The sequence below is a fragment of the Acinetobacter kanungonis genome, assembly GCF_009939195.1.
Lineage (GTDB): Bacteria > Pseudomonadota > Gammaproteobacteria > Pseudomonadales > Moraxellaceae > Acinetobacter > Acinetobacter kanungonis.
Genome location: NZ_JAACKC010000004.1, coordinates 286,704 through 303,661, shown reverse-complemented (window position 1 = coordinate 303,661; position 16,958 = coordinate 286,704). Strand labels below are relative to the sequence as shown.

At 43.1% G+C, this 16,958-nt stretch carries 14 protein-coding genes; 10 read left to right on the top strand and 4 right to left on the bottom strand.

Features of this window, described 5'->3' with window-relative positions; all coding sequences use genetic code 11:
• The first annotated feature begins 65 nt into the window (after window positions 1-65).
• The 5 genes from GWK51_RS09640 (at window position 66) to GWK51_RS09620 (ending at window position 4,425) form a co-directional block, all read left to right on the top strand.
• The gene (locus GWK51_RS09640; RefSeq protein WP_161933535.1) at window positions 66-506 is read left to right on the top strand and encodes a GNAT family N-acetyltransferase; all 441 of its coding nucleotides are present in this window, start codon (window positions 66-68) and stop codon (window positions 504-506) included.
• Window positions 507-690: 184 nt separating this feature from the next.
• Entirely contained in the window at window positions 691-1,200 is a 510-nt protein-coding gene (locus GWK51_RS09635) for a DinB family protein (RefSeq protein ID WP_161933534.1), read from the top strand.
• A gap of 361 nt (window positions 1,201-1,561) precedes the next feature.
• The gene (gene ubiH / locus GWK51_RS09630; protein WP_161933533.1) at window positions 1,562-2,770 is read left to right on the top strand and encodes a 2-octaprenyl-6-methoxyphenyl hydroxylase; all 1,209 of its coding nucleotides are present in this window, start codon (window positions 1,562-1,564) and stop codon (window positions 2,768-2,770) included.
• Window positions 2,767-3,999, top strand: a complete 1,233-nt coding sequence (locus GWK51_RS09625) for an FAD-dependent monooxygenase (RefSeq protein ID WP_161933532.1) — start codon at window positions 2,767-2,769, stop codon at window positions 3,997-3,999. The genes ubiH and GWK51_RS09625 overlap by 4 nt, the downstream gene beginning before the upstream one ends.
• Before the next feature lie 174 nt (window positions 4,000-4,173).
• Window positions 4,174-4,425, top strand: coding sequence for a hypothetical protein (locus GWK51_RS09620; RefSeq protein WP_142768078.1), 252 nt, complete (start codon window positions 4,174-4,176; stop codon window positions 4,423-4,425).
• 63 nt (window positions 4,426-4,488) lie between these two features.
• Here GWK51_RS09620 and rsmI read toward each other — a convergent pair whose 3' ends face one another.
• Window positions 4,489-5,325: a 16S rRNA (cytidine(1402)-2'-O)-methyltransferase gene (gene rsmI / locus GWK51_RS09615; RefSeq protein WP_142768079.1), complete on the bottom strand. Its 837-nt coding sequence runs from the start codon at window positions 5,323-5,325 to the stop codon at window positions 4,489-4,491.
• A 358-nt stretch (window positions 5,326-5,683) separates the two neighbouring features.
• Here rsmI and GWK51_RS09610 point away from each other — a divergent pair, with 358 nt between their 5' ends.
• The 3 genes from GWK51_RS09610 to GWK51_RS09600 are packed head-to-tail and all read left to right on the top strand — an operon-like array spanning window position 5,684 to window position 7,742.
• Window positions 5,684-6,112: a YraN family protein gene (locus tag GWK51_RS09610; RefSeq protein WP_268895802.1), complete on the top strand. Its 429-nt coding sequence runs from the start codon at window positions 5,684-5,686 to the stop codon at window positions 6,110-6,112.
• 60 nt (window positions 6,113-6,172) lie between these two features.
• Window positions 6,173-6,868 carry a BON domain-containing protein gene (locus tag GWK51_RS09605; RefSeq protein WP_100243098.1) on the top strand — a complete coding sequence of 232 codons (696 nt, stop codon included), beginning with the start codon at window positions 6,173-6,175 and terminating at the stop codon, window positions 6,866-6,868.
• The gene (locus tag GWK51_RS09600) at window positions 6,858-7,742 is read left to right on the top strand and encodes an alpha/beta hydrolase (protein ID WP_100243097.1); all 885 of its coding nucleotides are present in this window, start codon (window positions 6,858-6,860) and stop codon (window positions 7,740-7,742) included. Before GWK51_RS09605 ends, GWK51_RS09600 begins: the two co-directional genes overlap by 11 nt.
• Here GWK51_RS09600 and nudC read toward each other — a convergent pair.
• The 3 genes from nudC to dnaQ all read right to left on the bottom strand — a co-directional run bounded on the left by nudC (window position 7,731) and on the right by dnaQ (window position 11,658).
• On the bottom strand, window positions 7,731-8,504 hold the full coding sequence (gene nudC, locus GWK51_RS09595) for an NAD(+) diphosphatase (protein WP_161933530.1): 774 nt from the start codon (window positions 8,502-8,504) through the stop codon (window positions 7,731-7,733). The two genes, GWK51_RS09600 and nudC, sit on opposite strands and share 12 nt — an antisense overlap.
• A complete protein-coding gene (locus tag GWK51_RS09590) occupies window positions 8,504-10,153 on the bottom strand; it encodes a chemotaxis protein (protein WP_161933529.1) in 1,650 nt (549 codons plus the stop codon). The genes nudC and GWK51_RS09590 overlap by 1 nt, the downstream gene beginning before the upstream one ends.
• 125 nt (window positions 10,154-10,278) lie before the next feature.
• A complete protein-coding gene (gene dnaQ / locus GWK51_RS09585) occupies window positions 10,279-11,658 on the bottom strand; it encodes a DNA polymerase III subunit epsilon (RefSeq protein WP_161933528.1) in 1,380 nt (459 codons plus the stop codon).
• Between the two features lie 219 nt (window positions 11,659-11,877).
• Here dnaQ and GWK51_RS09580 point away from each other — a divergent pair, with 219 nt between their 5' ends.
• Entirely contained in the window at window positions 11,878-15,072 is a 3,195-nt protein-coding gene (locus tag GWK51_RS09580; protein WP_161933527.1) for a LysM peptidoglycan-binding domain-containing protein, read from the top strand.
• Between the two features lie 77 nt (window positions 15,073-15,149).
• On the top strand, window positions 15,150-16,937 hold the full coding sequence (locus GWK51_RS09575) for an extracellular solute-binding protein (RefSeq protein ID WP_235941128.1): 1,788 nt from the start codon (window positions 15,150-15,152) through the stop codon (window positions 16,935-16,937).
• Window positions 16,938-16,958 lie beyond the last annotated feature (21 nt).

The window sequence follows — 16,958 nt, the reverse complement described above, 5'->3', positions numbered from 1 at the left end:
TATTAGTACCTGTATTTCGTATAACGTGAATTATGTTATTTTAGGAAATTTAAAGAGAGAGGATCATGCAAGTAAGAAAACTTCTAAAACAAGATTATGAGAATTGGTTAAATCTTTGGAAGGGATATCAGGACTTCTATAAAGTGAGTTTAACATCAGAGCTTTCTAAATTAACTTTTAATCGTCTAATTGATGAAAGTGAAGGAATGGGGTGTTTTGTGCTTGAAGTAGATAAGAAACTAATTGGCTTAGTGCACTATATTTTTCATCGTAGCACCTGGACAGAGGGTGATTATTGCTATCTTCAAGACCTTTTTGTACAAACAGATAATCGTGCTAAAGGCTGTGGTAAAAGTTTGATAGACGCGGTATATGCTGAAGCTCATAAGAAAAATTGTTCTCGAGTCTATTGGTTAACTCAAGAAACAAACTATCAAGCAAGAATTTTATATGATCAAGTAGCGATAAATACTGGCTTTATTCAATATCGAAAAAATCTAGTTTAAAAAATAAAAAAATGCGGCCTTAAACGTCCGCATTTCGCATAATCCGTATTATGTTTATTTTAGAAATATTTAAAAATGAAAAAATTAGAAATCATCTTTTTTGTAATTTTAATTTTAGCTTTTTTGTGGGGTATACAATGGATGTTTCATGGCTTTCCAACAGGAAATTAAAGAGTAAAAATGAATGGATTTAAAAACTTTTGAATTATTAGCTCGATATAACGTTTGGTCTACCCGCAAATTAAATCAAGTTTTAAAGAGTGTTTCTGATGCTGATTTCAATGCCGAATGTGGACTTTATTTCAAAAGTATCTCTGGAACTTTAAATCATTTGCTTGTTGGTGAACACTACCTGTGGTTTCCTCGTTTTTTAGGAAAAACTTCACCTGTACTTAAGTTAAACACTATCATAGAAAATGATAAAGATAAGTTGATTTATCAGCTAGAGGACAAAGATCATAATTGGATAGATTTTTTAAGAGATGTTGATGTTGAAAAATTCAATTATGATTTAAAGTATAAAACATCTTCAGGTAAAGACATGAGTTTGCCTTATGCCGCCACTCTATTGCATGTTTTTAATCATGGGACTCACCATAAAGGACAAATCACAACAGCTTTAACTTCAATGGGATATCTTTGCCCTGAGATGGACTTGGTCTGCATGCTAATTGAAGAAAATTGCTCCATTTAACATAATGCACGTTATAGAAATGCTCTTTTTTATTTCATTTAATTCATAAGCTTATATCAAGCTGGTCTAGTGTTCAGCGCACTAGATCGACTTTTTTGTGATTTTTCATGTTCCACGAATAATGATTCAACATTGTTTCACGTTTTCTATAAGTTAGCTTAAACAAAAACTTGAGTAAGTCTAGCAATAGCCGACGGGACATACTTTTTCAAAATCATGACTGCACACTTTACCTTGATAGTACGTAAAACCGTCCATTCCATTATAAAAATGAAACGCTTTCATGTAATATAAAATCCATTAAAACTTATAGGTATTTTGAGGCTACTCACCTCGAATACGCCATAAAAAGGATACAAGCATGCAGCAAGAAGTCATCATTGTCGGTGGTGGAATGGTCGGACTGAGTCTGGCTTTAATGTTGGCGAAAGCAAATATTGCAGTCAAACTGCTCGAAGCCATCAAATACCCAAATTATGATGACATCAATCTTGCGCCTTACCATTCCAGTTTCGATGCACGAAATAGTGCTTTATCTCGCCGTAGCGTTCAAATTTACCAAGAACTCGGCTTATGGGATGCCTTGCAACAACATGCCACGCCTATTTTACAAGTGCATATTACAGAACAGGGCAGCTTTGGTAAGGCACGTTTATTGGCAGAACAAGAAAAAGTCGAAAGTTTTGGTCAAGTTATTGAAAATGCGTGGTTAGGACGTGTTTTACTCACGCAAGTTCGCCAGCAAGCTTTAATCGAACTAATTGATGGCGTGCAAGTTACTTCACTCACACAAGATGCAGAGCATGCGTATATTACGGCATCACGTGGTGAAGAGCAGCTCCAGCTACAAGCTAAATTGGTAATTGCAGCCGATGGTCGAGATTCATTCTGTCGTCAAGCGCTGGGTGTGGGTGTTTCTGAGCATGACTATGACCAAGTGGCAATTGTCACTACAGTACAAACCTCAAAACCGCATCAGCACGTCGGCTTTGAACGTTTTAGTCCACTTGGACCGTTGGCGTTATTGCCTTTACCAGGGGAATACCGTCGTTCAGTGGTATGGCCTGTGAAAAAGGGCACTGAACAGGAATGGTTGGGTGAAGAAAATGACCAGCATTTCTTGGATGCCTTACAGCAAACTTATGGTGACCGTGCGGGTAAATTCCAGAAAACGGGCAAGCGTTTTAGCTATCCATTGTCACAAGTATTAGCAGAAAAGCAGGCAGTAGGTCGTGTGGTGCTCATGGGTAATGCCGCACATACCATTCACCCCGTAGCTGGACAAGGATTTAACTTGTGTATGCGCGACGCATATGTATTGCTGCGTTATTTAGAAGCACAACAAGCCGCAGGTGCTGACATTGGCGAGCCAAACATGTTACTTGAATATGAACAAGCCCGTTTAAAAGACCAGCAACGCGTGATTAAGTTCTGCGACAGCGTGGTACGTGGTTTTAGTAATCAAAATCCGATGCTGAAATTATTACGCAATACAGGACTCATCGCCTTTGACTTGATTCCAGGGATTAAGCCACTTGTCGCCACTTACGCAATGGGATTAAAAGCATGAGCCAAGTTCTCGATGTCGTGATTGTCGGTGGTGGATTGGTCGGTGGATTAACTGCCTTATTACTGGCCCAAGGCGGTGTACAAGCTACCGTTTTAGATGCTGCACCAATTCTCGATGAAAGCAAGGTGTTGGCAGTTGCCAATCCTCGCGTGCTGGCTTTGAGTCAAGCCACCATCCATTTACTAAAAACCGTTCAAGTTTGGGATTTGCTAGCACGTCAGATGCCCTATAGCGGCATGCAAGTCTGGAATAAAAATGGCTATGGTGACATCAATTTCGGGCATGCCAGTGAAAAAACACCTTCCATTGAGCAAGCATTAGGTTCAATGGTGGAACCAAGTATTCTCAACTTGGCCATTCAGCAACGCATGTTGAGCCAAGTGAAAGATTATCGAACTCAAGTAAACGTGACACGTGTAGAACGTGGCGTGGGTGTTTGGCATATTCACTTGGCAGATGGCACGCAATTACAAACTAAACTGGTGATTGGTGCGGATGGTGCAAATTCTTTTGTTCGCGAACAGGCATTTATTGATCTGGATATCTTGGATTATCGTCAAGCAGGCGTGACCTGCGCCATTCGTACCGCACAGCCGCATCAACATGTAGCACGTCAAATCTTCTTGGAAACGGGGCCTTTAGCATTTTTACCAATGGCGAGCCTCAACCCAGAGCAAGATGGTTACTGGCAGTCAATTGTCTGGACCTTACCCGATGATTATGCTGAAGAATATACTGCATTGGACGATCACGCCTTTTTACAGCTGTTGACACGCGAAAGTCAGCATATGCTGGGAGAAGTCCTTGAAGCCACACCACGTGCCATGTTCCCTTTGAAAGCACGTGCAGCGCAGCAATACATGACTTCAGGTCTGGCGCTCATTGGTGATGCAGCACATGTGATCCATCCTTTGGCGGGGCAAGGGGTGAATATTGGCTGTCTAGATGCTGCGGTACTTTGTGATGCCTTGTTGCATGATTTATCGCGTGGAGTCTGGGCGCATGACCAAACCTTGCAACGTTATGAACATAGTCGTAAAGGGCAAAACGATGCCATGATGCACAGCATGTCGGCAATTGGCTGGTTAGAGACCACAACTTTGTTCCCAATTATTTGGGCACGTAATGTCGGCTTAAAACAGGTGGAGCAGCAAGCCGTATTGAAAGATGCCTTTATGCTGCAAGCTAATGGTTTACAGGCACTCAAAAATACCCGTTATGCAAATTAGATTTAAATAGATAGTTTTTAGGCATTTAGTTAAAGCTGATTACGAATTTGATTAAAAAAGATACGATTTTTTTGCATTAAGTACTAGGCGAAATCGATTTAGATTGTTAAATTTCTTCGTAATTCGAAACCGATTCGAAACGATGTAGATAGAAGTCATTGCGGGGAGAGAAAGATGACGGACATGAATGATTATGACGACGTAGAAGACTCAGCAGTGGATGAGGACGAAGCGAAGGCTGCCGAAAAAGGTGCTTCTGATGAAGCAGCAGAAGGTGCTTCTGATGGTGATGTTGCTGAGGCAGAAACATTAACCGTGACGGCTAAGCAAAAGCAACGTCAGGCATTGGAAGATGAAGTGGCAGCATTTTTGGCGCGTGGTGGGCGAATCACCGAAGTGCCACCAGATGAAACTGCACACGACTAATTTCGGCATAAAAAACCACTCCTGCGAGTGGTTTTTTATGCGCTCTGCTTTAAAGCGATTGCCTTAGTCAGCCGTAAGTTCTAATGCACGCTGATAGGCGATTTTTTTCTTAATACCTGTTAAGTCCGCAGCCAATTGCGAGGCTGCTTTGACAGATAAATCTTGTAGCAGGCGTTTCAGAAGTTGATCCAGCTTTTCTTGTTCCATATCTTTTTCTTGGGTTGCACCACCCACCACCAAGACGATTTCACCTTTTTGCTGATTATGGTCAGATTCAATGAACTGAACCAACTCACCCAACGTCATTTTACGAATAGTTTCAAAGGTTTTGGTAATTTCTCGGGCAAATCCAACAGGACGATCAGCACCAAAGACTTCCGCCATGTTTTTGACACAGTCTAAAATTCGATGTGGTGCTTCATAAAAAATCAAAGTTTGGGTTTCATCTTTAAGCTTTTCAAGTTGAGCAAGACGTTGAGTCGCCTTAGAAGATAAGAAGCCTTCAAAGCTAAAACGGTCACTTGGTAAACCGACACTACTTAAAGCGGCAATCGCGGCACAGGCACCAGGGACTGGAATTACACGAATGCCATGCTCTTGTGCAGCACGTACCAGTTTAAAACCAGGGTCGCTAATTAAGGGGGTGCCCGCATCACTGATCAATGCCATATTTTCGCCTTTTAACAGGCGTTGCACCAAGATATCAATTTTGTTGCTTTCATTGTGGTCATGGCAGGCAGTCAGTGGGGTCGAAATATTAAAATGTTTCAGTAATTGCGCCGAGGTACGGGTATCTTCAGCCGCAATGACGCTGACAGATTTCAAGGTATCAATTGCACGAAAAGTCATGTCATCTAAGTGCCCGATCGGGGTGGCTACAACAAATAACTGAGCACTCATGTGAAGTCTCCATGCCAAAAAAGAATAAGTAAAAGAATGATGCGCTCAAAGTTGTGCGGGAACAGGATTTCCCCAACGCGCTAGAATACCCCTATTCTACCTGAATCCACGTGCTAGACGCGAATTAGATTGGATGGACGTGGACTATTCAGCCTGTAACATTGTGTTATGCGATGCAGATTGAAGCATGAGCAAAGCTCAAACAGGATGAAAATACAGATTTTTAATTAATGTCATCATCGCTTTGCATTTGTGAACTGATCCTGACTTTTACTAGAATAATCTGAGATCAACATAAAATCAGTCCCTTAAGATGAAAATTAAAACAGATGCTTGTAATAAAAATGGATCAGAAAAATTGAGTGGCAAAACGACAGCACAAGCCCTTGGTGATTGGGCGGAAAATGAAGCACTCATGCTTTTACAGCAGCAAGGTTTTCAATTGGTGCAACAAAATTATCATAGCCGTTATGGTGAGCTGGATTTGGTGGTGCAACAAGGCGAGGAATTGCTCTTGGTAGAGGTGAAGGCACGTGCTTTGACCCGCTTTGGACATGCCAATGAAGTGGTATCCGCTTCGAAACAGCGTAAATTAATTAAAACCGCGCTGTGTTTTTTACATGAATATCCTGAATATGAGCAGTTCTATTGTCGATTTGATGTGATTTGTTTTGATTTTTATCAACAATTTTCAAAAACAGTACAGTATGACTTTTCCAGTTTCACTTATGATCTGCAATGGATAGAAAATGCTTTTACTTTTGATTCAGAGTTCATTAATCTTTGAAGGAACAGGAAGCATCAATGCTATAGAAAAATGAATGAAATAAGTGAGGAGTCTTGCTGAGTGTTGAATCGTATTGCAATGACAGTGCTTTGTGTCGCAGGTCTTAGTTTAACGGGCTGTGCGAGTTTTATTTCAGGTGGTACAGGGACTGCACCAGTTGGAACCGAAAGTGGGGTACGCTCACTTGGACAGGTCTTTATTGATTCCTCAATTGAACGTACAGCGAATATTAATTTATATAAATTAGATTCTCGTTTTAAACAGTCACGCGTCAATATCGAAAGCTTTTATGGCAACGTATTATTGACTGGGCAAGTGCCAGATCAGCATTTAAAACAACTGGCTGAAGACAATGTCCGCGCGATGAGTGATGTAAAAAATGTGCATAATTTTATCACTGTAGGTGATAAAATTGGTTATAACACCATTATGCAAGATGCGACTGCGACAGCAAATACACGTGGTTTGATTATGAAAGCTCCAGTGGTTGCAGACAGCAAAGTCCGTGTACATACTGAAGATGGTGTGTTGTACGTGATGGGGCGTTTGAATAATGCTGAAATCAATGATTTGAACAACGTGTTACAGCAAGTGGGTAACGTCACTAAAATCGTGACATTGGTTGATAATGTCGATCAAGGACAGAAGTCAATAAATTCTAGTTTGGTAAGCCCTGTAGCCAGTAATGCGCAGCCCGAAGTTCAAACGCCTGTAGCTATTGACCCAGATCAGGTAGAACCGACGAATGTTCAATAAATCCGAATATTGGATTAGACAATTAAATGACACCGTGGGGACTGCGAAAGATTTTATTCGAGACTTTCGCATCTACGATGTCGGCAGCTATGCATTGAATCAACTCACACCGCGTGAGGGATATACACTGCATGAAAACATTGCTTATGGCTTAAAAGCACGTCATCGTCTCGATTTATTCAAAGCGCACAAACCGCAGTTGAACCAACCCCTGATTGTATTTGTGCATGGGGGTGCTTGGACGCACGGAGATAAAAGTTCTTACCGCTTTGTAGGGGAAGCTTTTGCTCGTGAAGGTTATGATGTTGCTGTGATTAACTATCATCTTGCACCGCAGTATATTTTCCCTAGCTATGTGGATGATTTAACCCTCGCACTCAATTTCTTGAGTCTGCATCAGCACAAGCTGGCGATTCGTACCGATAATGTGGTGTTGATGGGGCATTCGGCTGGGGCATTTAATGTCATGTCAGCCGTCTATCATCCACAGCAGTATGAGCTGCAATGCCGTGCACAAATCCGCGCCATTATTGGCGTTGCAGGTCCTTATCATTTTGACTATAAAGGTGACCCACTTTGTGCAGAGGCATTTGATCAAAGTGTACCTTTCCAGCAGGTCATGCCGTATTACTTTGTGGCATCCAACAGCATTAAACATTATTTGGTGATGGCAGAGAATGACCAAATTGTGGGACATAACAATACTGAAGATTTTGATCGCGTACTCAAAGAAAAAGGCAATCACAGTAAAATGATCGTCATTCCTCGCACAGGGCATATTACTGTGATGGGATCGGTCTCGAGTTTGTTCAGCCGTTATTTTGAAACCAAAGAACAAATTTTGGTGGCAATTGAGGAAGCGCTAAAGCCATAGATGCGTGTCATCTGCAACAGGCTGTCCTTGAGTCACATGCATGATCATGGCGTATGCAATACTCCCTTTGAATGGAATCTGAGGGAGTTGGTCAAATTTGAAAAATTGCGCATCGCTGATTTCTTCTTCTTGTAATGCAATATCACCCGCGGCATATTCAGCACGGAAGGCAATCATTAAATTACTCGGGAAGGGCCACGGCTGGCTCGCCAAATATTGAATATTCTTGAGCTTTAAACCGACTTCTTCTTCAGTTTCACGACGGACCGCATCTTCCAAGGTTTCACCCACTTCGACAAAGCCTGCAATCAGACCATACATATTGTTGGTGTTTTTTGCGTTCTTGGCCAAAAGTATTTCATCTTCACCGCGGGTAATCACGGTAATGACACAGGGTTGAACCCGTGGATATTGATGATAATGGCAAGCAGGGCAGATCATGGCATATTCAGTGGCATGTACTTGCGTTTCATGCCCGCAATGACTACAGAATTTATGATTGCGACGCCACTCGAGAAGTTGTAGCGCACGACTGGCTTGCTCAAACTGCTTGGTGGTCCATTGGGTTAGTAGCTGGCGAATAGGCACCAACTGTAAGCCGTCTGGAATGCTTTCATGGGCGAGAAGATCACGGGCAATGACAGTATTGCCCGTGTGTAAATGCAGATCACTTGCTAAACGCTCAACTTTAGGCAGTTGGAGCTGATCATCGACGAGAAGTTGTTGTTGATGAAAAATATAAGCAAGTGATAGTTCTGACATTAGGCGGCTACTTCGGCGTTTAGTTTTTGACTGCTGTTTAATGCTACATCAAACATTGAGTGTAATACAGGCTGTTTGTTCTTCAGGTTGTCAATCATCATTTCCGCACCCGCTAAAGTGTCCAAAATGTAATTTACTTCCTGTTGAGAAATACTGCCTGATACTTCGAGCTTTTGTTGTACAAAATTTGCAGCATTTTTTAAGGCTTGTTGACCTTCTGCAGAATTTAGGAATAACAGCGCACCACTGATTTCATGCAACTGCGCAGGGAGATTGCCTAAAGCACCCAAGAATTGATCTTGAAGATATTGCACCAAACTGGTTGCAGAACTGTCCACCAAGGTTTTGGTTTCATTCAGCAAGGCTTCATGTGCTTCATCAAGGCGATCCAGAGAAACATTCATGTTGTTCACACGAAGCTGCAAACGGTTCGAGGTATGATGACGTTCAAGAATGCCAATTGAATTCATGGCAGATAAGATGCCTTTCATCAATTGTTGAGCAAAGTTTTCATCTTTTAATACATCGGTCTGATTCAATGTTTCAGCCTGACGAGATAAGTCTTGATAGGCTTCATTCAGATTTAAGACTTTGAAAATATTCGCTAACTCTTTAATTTTAGCCTGTAACTCTTGTGTCTTTTCTACCGACATGGTTTGGTAGTTGTATTCAATTTCATTACGAATTTGTGCCATTTCAGTGGTTACAAGTCCGCTAATGGTGTGAATGGTATTAAAGTCAGGACCATATAGATGGCGACTAAATACATGCAGTTGCGTGTCGGTGAGTGCATCATCCCCAATATTGAGTTGGTCACGGATGCTTTGTGCTGACTCATCTTCTTGGCTAATACACAAGCTCAGAATATTCGACAGGTCTTTTAAATTGGCATTGAAGCTTTCAGGCGCAAGGAAAAATGCGGCCATATTACGTTCGATGTCAATCAGACTGCGTAAGCGGGCATCGGTAAACAGTAAATTATCAATTTGGTTGAAAGCAACGTGTACCAGCCCCCAGTATTGTTGGCTTGGTAACTGATTTGCTAAACCTGCGAGATAAGTTCCAACAAGACGAATTGCCTGTAAATCGAGTTCAGTTTCTTGCTGCTTCAGCAGTTTATGCAGGGCAAGTTTATATAAACGATGCACATATTCAGACTTTTCAAGGGTCGGAATGGTTGGTAACTGGAAGTTTGGCTGAACAGTGTTTAACAGTGATTCAAGCTGATGACCTTCATGCGTGAGTGGTTTACCTAAGGCAAGTTCCAGACGGTTGAGGGTATCGAGTAGAAACTGAGGAATTTTAACTTCACGCAGGCAGATAAACTCAATATAGCGTTTCAGCATGGTGGTGCCTTCACTGAGTGCGACCACATCCTGTGTATTGATGTTTTCTGGATTTGCCATGATTTTGCGCATCAGTTCAGCAGAATACTGTGCAATTTGCCCTAAGTTTGGCATGTCGATTAACACTAGAACTTGTGCGCATTGTTCAAACTGATTCAGTGCATCATCAATACCAAACGGTAGAGCATGATCCTCTGCTAAGGTACTGACCGCAGCTTCAACTAACTTGATCGAGTTATCAACCTCATTTTTTATTATCAGTAAGGCCGTTGGATCAAAATGAATAGAGGTTTGGTAAGACATTTATCTGCACCTTTCCTAATGTATTATCTGTTTATGTTTGGCTGAGTTAGAGCGTTATTTCTTGTGTTTAACTATAACTGATGTCCCCAAGGTTTAAATACAAAAAATAACAGAATCTCTAGAAATTATTTTGAAAAAAAGCAAGGTTTGCCCTGTTTTTCCTCAATTTGTTTGACCCAAGTCTCATGTGCAGCCAATTCTTCATCTGAAGGTAAAATTACAGCGAGACCTGTTTCATCAATTTGACGTCTGCCACTCGAACCTTGTTGCTCTTCACTTTGTGACAGGGCATCCATATCGAAGGAAACCTGTCCGCCCGTCATGGCTAAATACACATCTGCCAGAATTTCAGCATCGAGTAATGCGCCGTGGAAGGTACGGTCGCGTTGAGCGATTTCATAACGTCTTACCAAAGCATCCAAGGAGTTTTTCTGTCCCGGATGCTTACTTTTCGCCATGGCTAAAGTATCGGTAACTTCACAAACCTCAGAGAGTGGACCATGACCTGTACGTTTAAACTCCATGTCCAAGAAGTTCATATCGAAGGTCGCGTTATGCGCAATAATTTCTGCGCCTTTTAGGTAGTCAAACAGCACATCGGCAATTTCTGCATACTTCGGTTTGTCTGTTAAAAACTCATCGGTAATACCGTGGACATTGACCGAATCACCCACTTCTTTTTCAGGGTTGATATAAATATGAATCGAGCTGCCCGTGAGTTTACGATTGATCATTTCAATCGCGCCCACTTCAATAATGCGGTCACTGTCTTGGAAATAGAAACCCGTGGTTTCCGTATCTAGAATGAGTTGTCGAGGACCAAAAGCTTCAACGGTTGCGGGTGTAATCACAATCTGTGGATGAGAACTAGTCGTTGTTGCTGTCGTAGAAGTCTCAGCCGCTAGAGGAGCTTCCACGTGAATGATAGTCTCCGTAATTTCTTCAATGATTTCAGGTTCAGCCAATTCGGTTTCTTCAGCTGCGAAATCTAGTCCGAAAGGGTCGTCAAACAGCCAGTCAGATTCCGCTTTTTTTTTATCTTCTGTAGGGGTTGCAGTGGCTGCTGTTAAGGTTTTTGCGGCTTGGTCTGCACCTAAATTGGCCAGTTGATCTGCCATTTCATTGCCAGGGTGACCCGCATGTCCTTTAATCCAGTTCCATTCAATTTCGCGACATTGACAGACGCTATCCAGCTTTTGCCATAAGTCTGGGTTTTTGACGTCTTTCCAGTTTTTCTTTTTCCAGCCATGAATCCATTCGGTAATGCCTTGTTTGACATAGTTGGAGTCGGTCCAAATAATCAGTTTGGCTGTTTTCGGGCAGGCCAGTACACCTTCAATCGCGGCAGTCAGCTCCATACGGTTGTTGGTGGTTTGCGTTTCCCCCCCGAAGATTTTACGTTCTTCGTGCTCTGTAACGATATAGGCTCCCCAACCTCCGAGTGCGCCATCTTTACCATTTCCACGGCAAGCGCCATCGACATAGAGCGTAATTGTTTCAGACATACAGGATCATCCAGCCAGCAAAGAAAATTAACAGAAGCGAATTCAATCTTATATTGTATAACGCATTTGTGCTTGGGAAGTGTATTACATGGTTAAATTTTAATTTCTTGTAACATTTATCCTAGAATCGCGCTAAATTATTGCCTTGAGTCTCTGCCGTGCTTCACTACAATGGCAGTGCTAAAAAATAAATTTTATACGAGTTGTTTGGATTTTTTTATGTATAAACCAACCACGTTCTTGTGGCAGCCCTCGGTTCCAACATTATTTAAGATTACTGTATTGGGTTCTGCACTCGCTGCATTAGGATTAACCACAGGTTGTGCATCGAGCCAAAGTGCGACCAAGGCTGCATCATCAAAACAGGTTGGCTCTAATTATTTAGATGCAAATAGCTTGGATTCTTTAGAAGATCTTTTGTCTGCGACGGATATGCGTGCTGTGGAAGGGGATCGTCTACTCATTTTAAAACATGGTGATGTGTGGAAACGCATGACCGTGGGTTTCAAAATGGACACCAATCATTGGGATCCGCGGATTGAAGCACAGCGAAATTGGTTTGTTTCTCGTCAGCCTTATATTGATCGTTTGAGTGCACGTGCATCACGTTATCTTTACCATACAGTAAAAGAAGCAGAGCGCCGTGGTTTACCCACTGAATTGGCATTGTTGCCAATTATTGAAAGCTCCTATGACCCTGCGGCAACCAGTAGTGCAGCAGCAGCAGGATTATGGCAGTTCATTCCAAGTACTGGTCGTATTTACGGGCTAAAACAGACGGGCATGTATGATGGCCGTCGTGATGTGGTTGAGTCAACGCGTGCCGCGTATGAGTTCTTAGGAAGTCTCTATAACCAGTTTGGTTCTTGGGAATTGGCTTTAGCGGCTTATAATGCAGGTCCAGGTCGTATTCAACAGGCGATTAACCGTAACCGCGAGGCAGGCTTACCAACCGATTACTGGTCATTACGCTTACCTCAAGAAACCATGAACTATGTACCGCGTTTCTTGGCAGTGGCACAAATTATTAAAAATCCGAATGCCTATGGCGTGAGCTTACCGCCAATTGCCAACCGACCTCACTTTAGAGAAATCACGGTGGGTCCTGCAAATCTGAATGATGTGGCGGCAATTACAGGTCTAAGCCGTGCCGAACTGTATGCACTGAACCCCGGACATCGTGGTGACCGCATTGACAGTGGTAGCCCGATGCGCATTTTGATTCCTGCGGATATTAGTCCTACGGTAGATGCGAAACTGTCTAAACTGCAATCGAGTTCAGGTGGTTTATGGGCAAGCACTGCTCCTATTACGAATAGCTCGACTACGACAACAATCACCCCAAGTAAATCGACACCTCCAGTATTAGTCGCAAGTAACACCACTAAAACGGCTGATACCACCGCCAAAACCACGGTTTCGACCAATACAGGACGTCCATTATCGACCACGCCACGTGGTGCGGATGCTTTAGCTGCGTTTGCTTCGAGTACCGTCGTACCGAGTGCACCTCGTATTCCTGTTGCCGTGACGCCAGCCAAGAATGTACAGCCAGTCAGTGTTGAACCACCGATTTCAGCAGCTGAGCGCGAACAAATCAGAGCAGCGGTTCAAGCCGAAGATGCCACCAAAACAGTGGAACAGGTGTTACAACCTGTAGCGACCAAAGCTGAACAGGAACAAGTGGTTGCTGAACTGAAAGAGATTGCGCCACAAGGTACTGAAATTGTCGATCCTTATGATGGCAAGATTAAGTTGACTGCAATTCAGACCAGCCAGTCGGTTGCTGAGCAACAAGGTAAAGAGTTAACCAAAGGCTTCTCTTATCCAAAGTCGGTGACAGACAATACCAAACTTGATTCTGATGAAGCACAGCTAAATAAAGACAAGAACTATGTCAAAACAGCTTCTGAAATTGTGGTTGTGCCACCTAAAGGCAAGCGTACAACCTATACCGTACAGTCGGGCGATACTTTAGCGACCATTGCACTGAAGAATGGAGTGAACTGGCGCGATATCGCGAAATGGAATCAGATTGATCCGAATGCAACCTTGTTTGTGGGCACCAGTATTTATTTATACGATGCCAAACCAGTTCAGGATCGTTCTTCTACGACCAATAGCAAACCTGAGAGCTATGTGGTACAAGCCAATGATAACTTGACCAGTGTGGCGAGCCAGTTTGGTCTTTCGGTCAAACAGTTGGCGGACTATAACGATTTAACCGTGACCAGTGGCTTGTTTGTGGGGCAGAAATTATCGTTAAAAGACAATGGTGCTAATAGCGCAAAAAATACGACTGAAAAAGCGACGAGCAAGAACAGCATTAAAACCAAGTCCTATGTGGTAAAACGTGGCGAATATTTAAAACTGATTGCTGACCGTTACGCATTGTCGAATCAGGAGCTGGCAGATTTAACCCCTGGTTTGAATGCGGGCAGTAACTTGTTGGTTGGGCAGAAAATTAATGTTCCGTTGAATAGCGTGAATGATGAGGCTTCATCTTCAGAAAAAGCGGCAGTGAAAATTGATGCCGTGAAATCTGCACCGAGCATTAAAACTGAAACTTATAAAGTTCAGCGTGGGGATACCCTGTATAGTATTGCGGCACAATCCAAAATGTCACTCAGTGATTTGGCGGAGCTGAACCAAATTTCGAGCAATAGCGGCGTGTATGTGGGGCAAAGCATTAAGGTGCCTGCGGGTTCGACAGTACCTGAAACCTATGTGGTGCAATCGGGTGACAGCTTGTCTGCCATTGCCAGCAAATACAATTTAAGCCAAGACAATCTTGCGAACTTAAATGGGATTGGGCGTAATGCCAATGTCCGTGTCGGTCAGCGCCTCAAGCTGACTGGTGAAGTAGCTGAGGTTGAGAAAGAAAGCACGACAACTACTGCTGAAAAAGATATTCATGTGGTGAAATCGGGTGAGACTTTGGGCAGCATTGCCAAGAAATATCATTTGCAGTTGAGCTATTTGGCGGCACTCAATGATCTTTCGACCAATGCTTCTTTACGTGTCGGTCAGCGTTTAAAAGTTGATGGTGATTTACCGACGAAAACCACGACCAAAGCGGACAGCAGCCCGAAAAAGAGCAGTGTGAGTAGCAAAGACACCGAGAAGTATACGGTGAAATCGGGTGAGTCACTGAATTTGATTGCCAGTCGTGTGGGAGTTTCAGTGTCTGAGTTGGCAAGTCTGAATGACTTAAGTCCGCGTACAGGCTTACAAGTCGGTCAAAGCATCTTGATTCCGAAAACAGTGAAAGACTATAAAGTCAGATCCGGGGATAACCTGATTCGTTTGGCTGCACGTTACGGGGTTGAAGCCAGTGCTTTGGCTGAAATGAATGATATGAGGCCAACAGCACAATTGAAAATTGGCGATGTGATTAAAGTTCCGAATCTTTAATTCACGACGCTGATAGGTTTGCCGTGCATATGACGAGCAAAACAATTGCCATTTGCCTGCTCTACGCGAGCAGCATCATGGCTATGCAACAGACGTGGTCGGCTGTACAGACCACGCCTTATATTGCTGTGCATAGTCCACCGAAATATGCGGGTTTAAAGGCGATGCCTTATGCCAATCCGCACGCGCCTAAAGGTGGCTATCTGAGTACTGCGGCAATCGGTACTTTTGATAATCTCAACACGATGAATGGCAAAGGCAGTGCCACCGAGGGTGTGAATTATTTATTTGATACCTTAATGGATAATTCGCTGGATGAAACAGGGGTGATGTATCCTTTGTTGGCTAATCAAGTGACCTTTGATCCGGCCAATCCTCAATTCATTATTTTTCATTTGAACCCGCAAGCGCGTTTCAGCAATGGCACGTCTGTCACGGCTGAAGATGTCAAATTTAGTTTCGATGCCTATCAAACCAAAGCCAATTTAGGCTTACAGATGTATTTGTCCAATTTGGCCAAAACCGAAGTACTATCCAAATCTCTGGTGAAGTTTAGTTTTAAAACCAATAAAAGTAAGGAAATGCCGCTGATTGTGGCAAGTCTGCCGATCTACTCTAAGCAAGACTGGAAAAATAAAGATTTCACCCGAATTACCCTGCAACCGATTTTAGGCTCGGGTCCTTATGTCATTGAACGTATTGATGCGGGTCGTAGCATCACTTACAAACGTAATCCCAATTATTGGGCGAAAGACTTAATGGTCAATCGTGGGCGTTACAATTTCGATCGCATGCAATATGTGTATTATCGGAATAACGACATTGCCTTTGAAGGTTTCAAGTCGGGGCAATATACCTTGCACGAAGAAAAGAAAACCAAAACTTGGGTCACAGGCTATCAATTTCCTGCGGTAAAAGCGGGAATGGTCAAGCAATATAGCCAGCGGCTGGCACGACCTGTCATCAATCAAAGTCTGGTATTAAATACCCGTAAAGCGCCATTGAATGACATTTATTTACGGCAGGCGCTGAGTTATGCCTACGATTTTGAATGGCTGAATAAAGCTTTATTTTATGGGCAGTATCAGCGCCTACAAAGCCATTTTCAAGGCAGTGAGTTGGCGGCCGCAGGGCAGCCGAATGCTGCGGAATTGAAACTGTTACAGCCTTATTTATCCAAGCTCCATCCATTGCAACGACAAGGCGTATTGTCGAACTGGAAATATCCTGTGTCCGATGCAGGTGGCTTTAATCGTCCAAATTTACTGCAAGCACGTAATATCTTGCTACAAGCAGGTTATCAGTATCGGCAGGGGCAGTTGTATAGTAAAAACGGCCGTGCAGTTCAGTTTGAAGTTTTGCTCTATCAAGAAGGTGCGCAACGGACCGTCATGCCGTGGATGCGTAATCTGAAAAAACTCGGAATTAATGTCAAATTACGTCAGGTGGATGTATCGCAATATATGGAACGCATGCGTCGCTACGAGTTTGATGTGACCACCTTGGAAATGCCACAGTCGCTGACTCCAGGCAGTGAGCAGGCGCAAATGTGGAGTAGTGGTGCTGCACGTGAGTTCGGAAACTATAATTATGCGGGCATTCAAAATGCCGCCATTGATCATGCGGTGCAGCAGGTCATACAAGCACCGAACCGAGAACAATTGATTGTGCGAACCCGAGTTTTAGATCGTTTGTTACGCGCGGGTTATTATCAAATCCTGACTTATGGTAAAAATGACAATTGGTATGCCTACTGGAACATGTATCATCAGCCGAAAGTGAAGCCGAAATTGTCCTTGGGACTGGATTACTGGTGGAGTGATCCGGTACAAGCCAAAAAAGTCAGCCAATACCTCGGTAAATAACGCGAGAGGGCTGTTAGGGCA